The organism is Gammaproteobacteria bacterium (assembly GCA_029881255.1).
Classification (GTDB): domain Bacteria; phylum Pseudomonadota; class Gammaproteobacteria; order S012-40; family S012-40; genus JAOUMY01.
The window spans coordinates 1-13,055 of sequence record JAOUMY010000001.1; the positions used below are offsets into that span (position 1 = coordinate 1).

The 13,055-nt window shown below is 47.7% G+C and carries 15 protein-coding genes and 1 pseudogene; 4 read left to right on the forward strand and 12 right to left on the reverse strand.

All coding sequences use genetic code 11. The annotated features are described in order from the left end of the window. Positions 1 to 223: 223 nt before the first annotated feature. The 7 genes from OEZ43_00005 to OEZ43_00035 form a co-directional block, all read right to left on the reverse strand. Positions 224 to 661 carry a hypothetical protein gene (locus OEZ43_00005; GenBank protein MDH5543939.1) on the reverse strand — a complete coding sequence of 146 codons (438 nt, stop codon included), beginning with the start codon at positions 659 to 661 and terminating at the stop codon, positions 224 to 226. 99 nt (positions 662 to 760) lie between these two features. Further along, positions 761 to 1,372: a hypothetical protein gene (locus tag OEZ43_00010; GenBank protein MDH5543940.1), complete on the reverse strand. Its 612-nt coding sequence runs from the start codon at positions 1,370 to 1,372 to the stop codon at positions 761 to 763. A gap of 130 nt (positions 1,373 to 1,502) precedes the next feature. Further along, positions 1,503 to 1,820 (reverse strand): hypothetical protein, encoded by a 318-nt coding sequence (locus OEZ43_00015; protein MDH5543941.1) that lies wholly within the window; start codon positions 1,818 to 1,820, stop codon positions 1,503 to 1,505. 77 nt (positions 1,821 to 1,897) lie between these two features. After that, the gene (locus OEZ43_00020; protein ID MDH5543942.1) at positions 1,898 to 2,209 is read right to left on the reverse strand and encodes a DUF2695 domain-containing protein; all 312 of its coding nucleotides are present in this window, start codon (positions 2,207 to 2,209) and stop codon (positions 1,898 to 1,900) included. A gap of 119 nt (positions 2,210 to 2,328) precedes the next feature. Beyond that, the gene (locus OEZ43_00025) at positions 2,329 to 2,613 is read right to left on the reverse strand and encodes a hypothetical protein (GenBank protein MDH5543943.1); all 285 of its coding nucleotides are present in this window, start codon (positions 2,611 to 2,613) and stop codon (positions 2,329 to 2,331) included. A gap of 90 nt (positions 2,614 to 2,703) precedes the next feature. Further along, positions 2,704 to 2,997 carry a hypothetical protein gene (locus tag OEZ43_00030; protein MDH5543944.1) on the reverse strand — a complete coding sequence of 98 codons (294 nt, stop codon included), beginning with the start codon at positions 2,995 to 2,997 and terminating at the stop codon, positions 2,704 to 2,706. Between the two features lie 565 nt (positions 2,998 to 3,562). Then, a complete protein-coding gene (locus OEZ43_00035; GenBank protein ID MDH5543945.1) occupies positions 3,563 to 3,889 on the reverse strand; it encodes a hypothetical protein in 327 nt (108 codons plus the stop codon). Positions 3,890 to 4,226: 337 nt separating this feature from the next. On the opposite strand from OEZ43_00035, the pseudogene OEZ43_00040 reads away from it, so the two are divergent. Further along, a pseudogene (locus OEZ43_00040) lies at positions 4,227 to 4,968 on the forward strand (tyrosine-type recombinase/integrase). Here OEZ43_00040 and pyrE read toward each other — a convergent pair. Beyond that, positions 4,920 to 5,561, reverse strand: a complete 642-nt coding sequence (pyrE, locus tag OEZ43_00045; protein MDH5543946.1) for an orotate phosphoribosyltransferase — start codon at positions 5,559 to 5,561, stop codon at positions 4,920 to 4,922. The pseudogene OEZ43_00040 and the gene pyrE overlap by 49 nt on opposite strands. A gap of 101 nt (positions 5,562 to 5,662) precedes the next feature. Between pyrE and OEZ43_00050 the strand changes: the two genes are divergently transcribed. Next, positions 5,663 to 6,442 carry an exodeoxyribonuclease III gene (locus tag OEZ43_00050; protein ID MDH5543947.1) on the forward strand — a complete coding sequence of 260 codons (780 nt, stop codon included), beginning with the start codon at positions 5,663 to 5,665 and terminating at the stop codon, positions 6,440 to 6,442. On the opposite strand, the gene OEZ43_00055 is transcribed toward OEZ43_00050, so the two are convergent. The 4 genes from OEZ43_00055 to OEZ43_00070 form a co-directional block, all read right to left on the reverse strand. Next, the gene (locus tag OEZ43_00055; GenBank protein ID MDH5543948.1) at positions 6,439 to 8,319 is read right to left on the reverse strand and encodes a bifunctional diguanylate cyclase/phosphodiesterase; all 1,881 of its coding nucleotides are present in this window, start codon (positions 8,317 to 8,319) and stop codon (positions 6,439 to 6,441) included. The genes OEZ43_00050 and OEZ43_00055 overlap by 4 nt on opposite strands. 207 nt (positions 8,320 to 8,526) lie before the next feature. Further along, entirely contained in the window at positions 8,527 to 9,102 is a 576-nt protein-coding gene (locus tag OEZ43_00060; protein MDH5543949.1) for a YggT family protein, read from the reverse strand. Then, complete coding sequence (proC, locus tag OEZ43_00065) at positions 9,102 to 9,929, reverse strand: pyrroline-5-carboxylate reductase (GenBank protein MDH5543950.1); 828 nt, start codon at positions 9,927 to 9,929, stop codon at positions 9,102 to 9,104. The genes OEZ43_00060 and proC overlap by 1 nt, the downstream gene beginning before the upstream one ends. A 75-nt stretch (positions 9,930 to 10,004) precedes the next feature. Continuing rightward, entirely contained in the window at positions 10,005 to 10,703 is a 699-nt protein-coding gene (locus OEZ43_00070; GenBank protein ID MDH5543951.1) for a YggS family pyridoxal phosphate-dependent enzyme, read from the reverse strand. A gap of 141 nt (positions 10,704 to 10,844) precedes the next feature. On the opposite strand from OEZ43_00070, the gene OEZ43_00075 reads away from it, so the two are divergent. Beyond that, a complete protein-coding gene (locus OEZ43_00075) occupies positions 10,845 to 11,882 on the forward strand; it encodes a type IV pilus twitching motility protein PilT (GenBank protein ID MDH5543952.1) in 1,038 nt (345 codons plus the stop codon). Positions 11,883 to 11,935: 53 nt separating this feature from the next. Beyond that, positions 11,936 to 13,051 (forward strand): PilT/PilU family type 4a pilus ATPase, encoded by a 1,116-nt coding sequence (locus OEZ43_00080; GenBank protein MDH5543953.1) that lies wholly within the window; start codon positions 11,936 to 11,938, stop codon positions 13,049 to 13,051. The last annotated feature ends 4 nt before the right edge of the window (positions 13,052 to 13,055 follow it).

Consider the following 13,055-nt stretch of genomic DNA (forward strand, 5'->3'; position numbering starts at 1 on the left):
CAACCCATATTCCTGACTCATCAGTTCTCTCATTCACACTCGCACATGAACTTAATGCAAGCGAAAGTAGTAATGCTTTTTTTAACACTTGTTTCTCACATCTAAATTTTTAATACACGCAATCTTTAAACTATAAAGTTAACGCCTAGCTTTGGGGCTGCCGGAGCGCAGCGTAGGCAGTCCCAGCCGCGATAGCGGCGAACAAGAGCTGATTGTTAAATGCTTACTCTCGACCAACAAGCTCTACCTTCTTCAAATCACCCATTGCCAAATCTCTTAGCCCTTCGGCGAACTCAAGTGCCAATTGAATATCAACTTTAAGCTCAGACGACACTTTTGATATTTCTTCTACACGGCAATCAGTATAAGGGTATTCCGAAAGAGTTACGTGAACACCCAGAATTCCTGTTTTGGATATTACATAGCACCGTATTCCAAATCGCTCCAAGTACTCCGAACCATCAGATTTTGACTGACTACCTATTAGCTCTGCCTTGCCATCGACTGTACTGGCAAGAGCTTTAAGCCTTTCACAAAACTCAAAAACATCGTTTGGATTAAACCAGCCCTCTCCAAATCCCGTAAATCCGTTAGCAACAAGATTTCCTTTCAATCCAATTGCATGGTCATCGAGATCTGCGGTAACAGCTAGTTGGTTCATATTCTTCTATGCATTTAACGCTCAGCTTTGGGGCTGCCGAAGCGCAGCGTAGGCAGTCCCAGCCGCGATAGCGGCGAACAAGAGCTCATTGTTAGTCGTTTACTCCCCTGGTTCCTCAAACAATATTGTATTTTCATCGATTCCTGATTCATCTTTATAGTTTTCTACTAAATACGAAAGAAATTCCTTCGATAAATTTCTCGCATCTTTCAATACGCGACCTTCAGACAACTTTCCTCTCCAAAGCTTTACATTATCTTTTGATGTGTTTGCGAAAGTTGCATGCTCAGTTACCATCAATCTTTGATTGAATTGTTGAACCATATTCCTCCATAAATGCAAAAAATTGAAAAGCTTTTTGTCTCCTGAATCGATAAAGACTCCTGAGGAAATGGAAGCGTCTACAACGGAGTCAACTAGCCTCGGGAATACTACTGGCTTTTCCAGCTCCTCGCCTTTTGCAATAAATTTTGCGTCATATAACGTGCCAACATTGAGATATAGCTCATGCGCCAAAGAATATAGTAGCTCTTTCCGTTTGTCTTTTTGAGCTATCCACCTTTCAACAAACAAACCCATAATGGCGGAAAATATTAATAAGGACGTAATCGCTGGTTCAAACCCGCCTTCTACGCAGAACCAGGCAACAGAAACTACATTTGCTGTGATTAGGACTAGGAAACTTATTTTAATGAGTAGTTGTTTGTTCATCTTCGTATACGACTAACGTTCAGTTGTGTGGCAGGCGCGTTGTCCGCGCCTGTCCACCACGAACGGCGTGTTATGTGTCTCCGCTCTGTTCATTACTCAATTTTAATAATGCGTCTGACGTATTTCTTTATCAATGTATATGATTAAATTCCCAAATATAGTGAGAATGGCGTGGATATGGCCTACCATATTCATCATTCCCAATACTTGGGTGATTACCCCAAATTGGCAAAGAAAGAGCTATTAACAATATTACAACCAGCAACACATTAATTAATAGCTCGAACTTTTTTCCATTTTTCTTCAACACAAGAATCTTTCTAACCGCAAGCCATAAAAATAGCGCAACAAAAATATATGCGAATGGACCATAAACAATATTTCCCGCAAAGTAGATTAAAACTACGATAAGGGTTAAAAACCAATATTCAGAAATAATTCTAGCCATATTGTTTAGTCACATAACGCCCGCATTTGCGGCCGGTTTGAAGCGCAGCGAAAAACCTGTCCGCCAAGATGCGCTTGTTATGCGTCTTCATCTAGATGCCAACCTACAATATCCCCTACATCATCATAGACATTGTAAATAACTTCACAATCACAATGTCCACCATGATCAATTAACCAGGGTATGATTTTGTTTTTATCTAATTCACGAGATTCAATAAAATCAATCGCCTCTTTAAGAGTATGATCACACTCTGGGGCTGATTCGCGATTCAAATAACTTAGAAGATCCTTTAAATCCTCAATACTCATTGGTATTGAGGCCCTTAATGCATCTTCTTCATTCTTCTTGAATTGTTCCTTTAACCTTTTCTTATCTTCTTTATCCATATTCCTTTACGCATAACGCTTAGCCAAGAGGCGCGGCGCAGAGCGACGCGTCCGAGTGAGCGTAGCGAACGCTCTTGGGCTGATTGTTAGAAGGCTTGTCTTTACAACTAGCACCATTTCTATTCACCTAAGTTGATTTTCTTCGCAATGTCATAGCACGCCCCGCACAGCAGCTTTACACCGGCAAATTCCTCACTATCGTCAGTCCATTCACCGTTTGTCTTCTGCACCATACTTTCACATGCTGAGCACCATGCATCAGGCCTAGAGTTCTCTGGATCATTGGCCCACCAAAAACCCCTTGCTTCTCCGTCACTCAATGTCTGAACAATGTGCTGACACACAAAAGTAGCTTGCTGCTTACCATGAGTACAACATTCGATATAGTTTTCTTCTTCCGTCATATGGTTCGGGCTGCCTTCTAACGATAAGGCCAGGGGCGCGAGCAGAGCGAGCGTCCCAGTGAGCGATAGCGAACAATCTGGGCCGCCTTGTTATGAGTTTTCATCGATATATGACTTCCATCTGAGCATTAAATTAGCAACATCAAACGCTCTCTCTTTTTCAAACGAGAGGCCCATATTTTCTGATTCTGCCCATCGAAGATACTCAACTATGTCTTCAATATTTCCTGATTTCACACGGCCATAGATTGCTGTCATATAGCTATAGTATTCGTCACGCGCTTCTGGAATACCTCTTACTCCGATAGGATCCCATACATAGTGAACTATCTCCTCTACACGACGAAACAACTCAGCATCTTGAGGTAGCATCTTATCGCTCATATATACTCATAACGCCAAGACAAGCGGCGCTGAGCAACGCGAAGCGTCCGAATGAGCGCAGCGAATGCTCTTGGTCTTTTTGTTAAGCGCTTTACTTGCATGTAGCAGTTCCTGTTGCGTAAGGGTATTTACTGCGTTTATTTGCGCTAAATTGCCCACTACGCATTTTAACTTCCATTTCCGAAATATAAGCATTTGAACCGCAAAGTTCAGTTGCTCGTCTATGCCAATAACTTTCTACTAATTCTTTTGATGTGTTCGGATTGGCCTCGAACGTTATCAAAAATGTTTTCTCATCGAGTTTTTCATTACGGTATCCCTCCGGAACAACGCTACCCAGAGGCTTATACGGAGTCGCTAACGAACAACCGGCACAAATAATACACATCAACGCTTGCAAACTCCGCACAGACAACCAACTTAACAACTACTTTCTCCGGTTTCTATAAGAACACCCATATCGAAATATTTATCCTGCGCGCTTAACGTTTAAGCCAAGAGGCCGCCGACGTAGGAGGCGGTCCGAGGGAGCATAGCGACCTTAGGCGACTGGTTATATGCTATCCTAATTTTGCACATGCCAGTATCTATAAGGAAACATATGCTCTTGTTTTTCGGCGACTGTATCGAGATCAATTAAGTCAATAATAAACTCAAAAGATACTGTGGCTTGACTACTGTAGCTTTTAACTAAATTAACAACCAAGCCTTCTTGAAACTCTATTATTTTGTCATTCTTTGCGTCTAGTATCTTTATTGAACGCTTAAGACTGTAGGGTTCACCGTGGTAAACGGAAAAAACATCATATCCTGCGTAATCGACAATAATCAGCAAAGATGCCAGGGATCCAACGAGAAAAGAACTTATTGCAACTACGATATACTTAGTCATCGACTGCTCTCATGCATATAACATTTTTATCAGTAGCCCCTTCTTAAGATATCTCGATCTTTTATCATAATCTGCGAGCAACTTATTGTTTGAACTAGGGATATCCAACAGAGCACCTTAGTTCCAAAATCAGGATAGCTAGTTTTTCCCCCTATCCCAACACGGTGATCGCCCCCTATCTAGCCGCTTAAATTCCTAACTCCCTCATTTAATATAAAAATCCCCAATCAATCAAGGCTAAATCAAGCCGTGGCTAGCGCAAAAAATTTTGCGCCTTGAAATCTGATCCAGATGGCTGTATATACAACCAGTACTTTAAACATCGAAAGGAAAAAGAATGAAAAAGAAAGCTAGCCCATTTATGACAGCTCTGCGTGAAGAAATTCGTTTGCGTGGCTATAGTATAAAAACAGAGAAGACTTATCTCGAATGGACTCGTCAATACATACGTTTTATAAAGCACAAACACCCAAGTGAAGTTGGCGCAGCTGGCGTAAAAGCTTTTTTAACGTTTTTAGCCGTCAAGAAAAACGTGGCGATCAATACGCAGAAATCGGCGTTGAACGCACTCAATTTTTTGTATGCAAAACACCTAAAAATTGAACTCGGTGATCTTGGTTTTCAACTGGCGACACGTCAGCGAATTCTGCCAAGTGTTTTGACACCGGTTGAAGTGAAGCAAATTCTCGATCAACTTTCGGGGCGTAATCTTTTGATTGTTGAATTGCTATACGGTAGCGGTTTGCGCACATCCATACACCGGCGAGCTATGTCGACATCATTTGCACTACACCGTAGTGCGTAAGTTTGTAAAAATTGCGGTTCGCCAAGCCGGTATCGACTATAAGCGCGTCAACACTCATACCTTTAGACATTCCTTTGCGACCCATATGTTGGCGAACGGAACAGATATCCGCTCTGTCCAGGAGATGCTCGGACACAATGATGTCAAGACGACGCAGATTTATACCCACGTATTAGGGCAACACTTTGCAGGTAGTCAGAGCCCGCTTGATCAAATTCGCGAGGATCAGGCGCCGTATTTGTCTCGATATGCTTGTACAGCCGCAGCATGCTGAGAAAGTTCGGGATGCCCATCAAGATAACTCAACAGGTCTTCGAGTTTAACGATACTGGCCACGGGTATGCCCAGGGATTCTTCCACTTCCTGGATGGCGGACTTGTCACCGGTGCCTTTTTCCTGGCGGTTGAGGGCAATCATCACCCCCGCCGGTGTCGCGCCCTGAGCCTTGATGATGTCGACGGATTCGCGCACGGAGGTACCGGCGGAGATCACGTCGTCGACGATTAAGACCTTGCCTTTTAGCTCTGCGCCGACGAGGGTGCCGCCTTCGCCGTGGTCTTTGGCTTCTTTGCGGTTGAAGACATAGGGCACGTCGCGGTCGTGGTGGTCGGCCAGGGCGATGCCAATAGCGGCAACTAGCGGGATGCCTTTATATGCCGGACCGAATAGCACGTCGTATTGCAGGCCTGCGTCGACCATGGCGGCGGCGTAGAATCTTCCGAGTTTAGCCAGACTGCCACCGGTGTTGAACAGGCCACTGTTGAAGAAATAGGGGCTGGTACGCCCGGATTTGAGCGTGAACTCGCCAAATTTCAGCACGCCGGTGTGTATGGCAAAGTCGAGAAATTCCCGTTGATAGTCGCGCATGATTGCTCCCGCGTTTGAGTTGGCGCCATTCTAGCGAATATGACCCCTGAGGAAAACTTCGGTATCATAGCCGGCCTTCAATAAGAACCAGGGGTAGTCTCATGCGCATCATCACCGCCAACGTCAACGGCATTCGTTCTGCGGCCAAAAAAGGCTTTTTTGAGTGGATGCAAAAACAGGATGCGGACGTGGTGTGCATACAGGAGACCAAGGCGCAGGAAGACCAGCTCTCCCAGGCCGAGCACTATCCCGAGGGCTATCACTGTTATTACTTCGATGCGGAGAAAAAAGGCTATAGCGGTGTTGCGTTGTATTGCCGCCAGAAGCCAAACAAGGTCACCAAGGGTCTGGGCGAAGGCTTTGAGGATATGGACGCCGAGGGGCGCTATATTCAGGCCGACTTCGACAATATCAGCGTCATCTCTTTGTATTTACCTTCCGGCTCGTCCGGTGACGAGCGTCAGCAGGTGAAATACAGCTTTCTTGATCGTTTCGCCGAAACCCTCAAATCCATGCGCAAGAAAAAGCGCGAATTTATTGTCTGCGGAGACTGGAATATCGTGCACAAGGAAATCGATATCAAAAACTGGAAGGGCAATCAGAAAAACTCCGGCTGTCTGCCCGAGGAGCGCGCGTGGCTGGATCAGTTATTTGGCCCTATCGGTTTTGTCGATGCCTTTCGCGTGGTGAATCAGGCGCCTGAACAATACACCTGGTGGTCAAATCGCGGTCAGGCCTGGGCCAAGAACGTCGGGTGGCGTATTGATTACCATGCGATCACGCCGGGGCTAAGAGATAAAGTAAAAGCAGTGGAGATATACAAGGAAGAGCGGTTTTCAGATCACGCGCCGTTAACCATAGACTACGACAGCGTTCTTTAAGAGGCGGCGTCCAGATCGTTTTGTTCGTTCTGGAACTGTGTCAGCCAGTTGGTAAAGTGTTCCACTTCCATCGGCTTGGCAAAGAAGAATCCCTGCCCCATATGACAACCAAGGCGGCGCAGAAAACCCGCTGTTGCTTCGTTCTCGATTCCTTCGGCAACTATGCCATAGCCAAATGCGCGGCCCACATTCACAGTCGCCTCGATAATCGAGGCGTCTTGCTGATTATTCACCGCGTTATACACAAATGAGCGATCGATCTTGATTTCGTCGATCGGTAGTTTCTTGAAATTCACGAACGACGAATAACCTGTTCCAAAATCGTCGATGGAAACTCGGAAGCCCATGTCGCGCAGACTCGTCAGAACTTGCGACACGCGCGTAGTGTCGTGCACGATAGCGCTTTCGGTTACTTCCAGGGTAAAGTGACGTGGATTCACGTTTGTCCTTTTCACCAGTTCGATAACTTGCTCGACAAAACGCGGATCATTCAAGTTTTGTACTGATAAATTCACAGAGAGATGTAACTCGTGTCCGCGCTTATAGAAGTAGGCAAAATCACGGAACGCACGCCACAACACCCACATCGTCAAACGCCCCATCAAACCTGTACGTTCCGCCAGCGGAATAAAGCGCATCGGCGGCAAAATACCGCGACTCGGATGGTGCCAACGCACCAGTGCCTCGGCACTGACTACGGAACGATGGAGTAAATCATACTTGGGCTGGTAAACAAGAGTCAGTGCGTCATTTTCAATCGCATCGCGCAATTCGCCTACCAGCATCAATTCGGTTTGTTCATCGACATTTTCATCAGTGTAGAAAGACAAATTCAGACCGGAAATCTTGGCATGATCCAGTGCCTTGTCTGCGTGATGAACCAGGGTAACGCTTTCTTTGGCGTCGCGTGGAAACATCGCAATACCGATACATGCCGAGATAAAAAATCGCTCCTTACCCACAACCAGTTCGTGTTCCAGTTTGTCGATGATCTTGCGCGCGACAATCTCTGCGCCATAATCGTCCGTATCGTAAAGCAGGATACCAAACTCATCACCATCGATTCGCGCCACGGTATCTGAATCACGCACCACGGAAGTCAGCACGCTACTGATCTGCTTTAGTAAATCGTCGCCATAATGATGACCAAGGGCGTCGTTTACGTCTTTAAAACCATTAAGATCCACCAACAACACGCCATGCTCTCGATCACTACGCTTACCCATGGCAATGGCTTGATCGAGATGATCCAGTAATAGTTTGCGATTAGGCAAAAGCGTTAAGGAATCGTGCATGGATTGATGCGTTAGCGCATCACGTTGTTGTCCGAGCTTACGCAACAACCCGGCAACATACATCGCCAGCCACGCCGACAACCAAACCACCATCAATGTACCAAAAGCCAGCGACACGCCCATTTCCTTCATAAAGGAATAGGCCTCTTTTGCGTCTTCGACATACACCGCCGTGATGTAGGAATTCGCAGAAGAAACCGGTGTATTAAACCAGGTGTAGAGTTTGTCGTTGATTACCTGCTGACCGTTTTCCCGTTGGTCACCAATAAAGGAATACAGGCTGGGGAATTCATTGGATGGCGACAGTACATAGGTCAAAGTGCCTTCGTTACTGTGGACGTAAAAATAGATATTTTCCGGTTCCTTGGCCTCGATTCGCTCAATAAGCTCATTGATATCGCCATTTTGCGTGAGCGTGTTGTCGATATCATTCAGGGTGTTGGACAGCAGCCCTCTAAGCACCGTAAGTTGTTTTTCAACGCCTGATTCGCGGGTAGCATCAAATGAAAGATAGGCGAACGCAACCACCACGGTGGTTGTCACGAGAGAAAAAATGAGGAGCCACTTTAGTCGCTGATTCATTACGCCTGCATCCCTCTATATAAGGATGCAAGTAAATGTGAGGCTCTTATAATTAGTCTTGAACTCATTCGAAATTACGCAAAAATTACCATACTGTAACCCTCGTAATATCGTCCACCGCCGTCGGTTTATTAGCACAAATTGACTATAACCATTCCTGGCCTTATTCAAGCACTTACAACTACTGTTCGTTCGGGCGTAAAAATATCAGCTGAGCGACTTCGCGAAATCAAATAATGGCGCGACCACCAGAAAATTCGTCAATTGCAGAAACACCACCACAATGAGTGGCGAAAGATCAAAACCAGAAATGGGTGGCAACATACGCCGTGCCGGTCGCAATAGCGGCTCGTTGAGTGCGTATAAAACACCTACCACCGGATTATAGGTCTGGGGATTAACCCAACTGAGTATGACCTGAATAATCAGGGAAAACAGGAATATCTTGAGCGTAAAATCGAGTAACTCCACCACGCTCACCGCCAGTGTAGCCAAGGGCGAGGCTTGTGCACCAAGCAATACCATGGTCAAAAACAGCTCAAGATATTGCAATACGATCAATACCAATACCGACGCCATATCGATACCGAACAAACCGGGAATGAAACGACGCAGCGGCCGTAGAACAGGATTGGTAACCTTGACGATAAACTGTGAAACAGGATTATGAAAGTCTGCACGCACCAGTTGCATCAACAAACGCAACATAAACACCAATAGCAGCAAACCAAATATGGTGTGCACCAAAAAGATGCCCGCATTGCTCACATAAGAATTTCCCATCAATCTGCTCCGTACTGTTGCGCCAGTTCCGCTGCGCGATCCGCTGCGGCTTTTAGCGCCTTGCTAAAGATCTCTTCCAGACCGTTTTCACGTAGTGTTCTAATCGCCTGTTCTGTCGTCCCACCTGGCGAGGTCACACGATTTCGCAAAATTGCTGGCTCATCACTACTTTCCATGGCTAGCTTGGCCGCGCCTAACGCTGTCTGTATAGTCAACAACCGTGCCGTTGATTCCGACAATCCCAAGGTATTGGCCGCCCTTTCCATCGCCTCCATCACATAGAAAAAATACGCAGGACCACTACCCGACAAGGCAGTGATGATATCCATTTGATATTCATCTTCCACCCACAACGCCACGCCTACGGCGCGCATAATATTTTCCGCTAAAATTCGCTGTTCGGATTTGACCAGGTGATTGGCAAACAAACCCGTCGCGCCGGTCTGCACCAATGCTGGCGTATTCGGCATAGTGCGCACGATAGCAACATTCTGTCCTAACCAACGCTGCATGTCTTTAGTGCGTATTCCGGCAGCGACAGAAATCACCAGCGGTTGACTCTTCTCGACTGCACCAGCAATTTGTTTGGCGACATCTTTAAACACCTGCGGCTTCACCGCCAGCACCACTGCATCGACCTTATCAATGAGTGCCGCATTATCGACAACTGTGCGCACGCCAAAACGAGATTCAAATTTGTTGAGCTGATTGTTGTCGATATCTGACACCCACAGCTTACCTGGATCAGCGCCATCGGCTATCAATCCACCGAGCAAACTTGCTGACATATTGCCCGCGCCTATAAAACCGATGTTGTCCTTGTTCATTTTCATTCTCCCGACTGGTGTGCCACTTTATTAGAATTTCGCTGAAAAATCACTTGCTGTCGATTTACCGCAGGTTTAGCGACGATAATCTCGCTGACCAAAAATGTCGGTGCCGACGCGCACCATGGTCGCACCTTCTGCAATCGCTACGTCCATGTCATCAGACATTCCCATCGACAAAGTGTCCATTTGTAGTTTGCATTGCTCATTGATGCCAGCAAGTAACTGCCGTAGTTGCGCAAATGGCAGGCCTTGCTTCGAAACATCTTTTTCCGGCTGTGGAATCGCCATCAATCCGCGCAAGCGCAGACGTGGCAGTAGTGCTATTGCTTCCACCAGTGCAGGTAACTCATCCACTGACACCCCGGATTTAGTAGACTCGCCGCTAATATTGATCTGCACGCATATATTCAGCGCAGGAAGTTCCTCTGCACGTTGTTCGCTGAGACGTTGCGCAATCTTCAGTCGATCAACGCTATGCACCCAATTAAACGCATTGGCAATCGCGCGTGTTTTGTTTGACTGTATCGGGCCGATAAAATGCCACTCGATATTCAGCGACGCCAACTGCGCAATCTTGTCCAGCGCCTCCTGAACATAGCTTTCACCGAATACCCGTTGGCCTGCTTCATATGCGGCACGAATGGCTTCCGCCGGGTGAGTCTTGCTCACCGCAATCAGCTGTATCTCGTTTTGCTCGCGCCCGGCCTGTTGCGCTGCTGTTTCAATACGCTGTTTTACCGCCTGCAACTTGCTCGCTATGCTCGAAACCACTTAATTCCTTTCATTTTTCCAGCCCACATCATACCCTTGGACATACTAAAGAAAAACACCGGCCCAGCCGCTAATTTTGTGTGGCGCCGTTTTGTCGATATGGTCTTTTCCTTCAGCATTTCAACCCGTTAAGGATTTCAAATGGATATAGCAGAGTTGCTCGCGTTTAGTGTTAAGAACCAGGCATCTGACCTTCATCTCTCTGCTGGCGAGCCTCCCATGATCCGTGTCGACGGCGATATCCGCCGCATCAACGTGCCGCCGTTGGATCACAAGGAAGTCCATGCCCTGATTTACGACATTATGGACGATAAACAACGTAAAGATTTTGAGGAATTCATGGAGACCGATTTTTCCATCGAGATTCCGAACCTGGCCCGTTTCAGGGTAAACGCCTTTAATCAGTATCGCGGCGCCAGCGCAGCCTTTCGTACCATACCCACGCGCATCCTCACCCTGGATGAGTTAGGCTGCCCGCCAGTGTTTAAAGATGTCTGCGAATATTCTCGCGGACTGGTACTGGTGACCGGCCCAACCGGCTCGGGTAAATCGACTTCACTCGCGGCCATGATCGACTATGTCAACGAAACCCGTTATGGCCATATTTTAACGATAGAAGACCCGATCGAATTCGTACACACCAGTAAGCGCTGCATCGTCAATCAACGTGAGGTGCACCGTAACACCCTCGGATTCAGTACTGCATTGCGCTCCGCCCTACGTGAAGACCCGGATGTAGTGCTCGTCGGTGAGATGCGTGACCCGGAAACCATACGCCTCGCTTTGACCGCCTCCGAAACCGGTCACCTGGTTTTCGGTACCCTGCACACCAGTTCTGCGGCCAAGACCCTCGACCGTATCATCGACGTCTTCCCGGCCGGTGAAAAAGAGATGGTGCGCTCGATGGTGTCCGAATCCTTGCGCGCGGTCGTCTCGCAAGTGCTGCTGAAAAAAGTCGGTGGGGGACGCGTGGCCGCACATGAAATCATGATCGGTACACCAGCCATCCGTAACCTGATACGCGAAAACAAGATCCCGCAGATGTATTCTGCGATCCAGACCGGTAACCAATTGGGCATGCAGACGCTGGATCAGACATTGCATGACATGGTACGCCGCGGCATCGTCGCGCCTTCCGAGGCACGCGCGTCGGCGGCCAATAAAGATCACTTTCAATAAAAAATATCGCGCCAGAGCGCGGAATTCATTGGGGAAAACTCGGGGTATCACCAATGGACTTTATGTCCTTGCTTAAACTTATGAAGGAACGCCGCGCGTCAGATTTATTTATCAGCGCCGGTTTCCCACCCAGTCTCAAAATTGATGGCAAACTCACGCCGGTCTCGACCACCAGTCTGTCTGCGGAACAAGCACGCGATATTATTCTGCGCACCATGACGCCGCTGCAAAAGCGCGATTTCGAACGCACCTCAGAATCGAATTTTGCCCTCAGCCTGCCCGACGCCGGACGTTTTCGTGTGAATGTGTTTCGCCATCAAACCCAGTTGGGTATGGTTTTGCGCCGCATTGAAACCGAGATCCCGGATCTGCAAAGCCTGGGGCTACCACCGACTATGGCCGAGCTGGCGATGTATCGACAGGGTTTGGTGCTCATCGTTGGCGCCACCGGCACCGGTAAAACCACCACCCTGGCGGCGATGATTCAACACCGCAATCGTCATAGTCAGGGGCATATTATCGCCATCGAAGACCCTATCGAGTTTATTCACAAGCCCGAGGGGTGCATCATCACCCAACGTGAAATCGGCATCGATACCGAGAGTTATGAATCCGCCTTGCGCAATACCCTGCGCCAGGCGCCGGATATGATTGTCATCGGTGAAATTCGCAGTCGTGAGACGATGCAACAGGCCATGGAGTTTGCGGAGACCGGGCATCTTTGCGTTGCGACGCTACATGCGGCCAACACCACCCAGGCCATCGAACGTATATTGAGTTTCTTTCCTGAGGATAATCGCGCACAGGTATTGCTGGATTTGTCTCTGAACCTGCGTGCGATTGCCGCGCAACGTCTGGTCCTGGCCAGCGATCATAAAGGCCGTCACGTCGCCGTGGAAACGCTGATCAACACCCCGCTGGTGGCAAGCATGTTACGCAAGGGCGAGATTACTTATCTGCGAGAAGCGATACAGAAGTCCACCGAGTTGGGTATGAAGCTAATGGACCATGCCCTGTTCGAGCTGGTCTGCGCAGACTTGATCAGTCATGAAGAAGCACTTACTCACGCCGATTCGGCGAATGAATTGCGCCTGATGATCAAACTCAACACCCCACACAAACCCGCCGCCACAAAGTTTCGACGTATTGCGCTGCTCGAAAAACGCTAGCGTC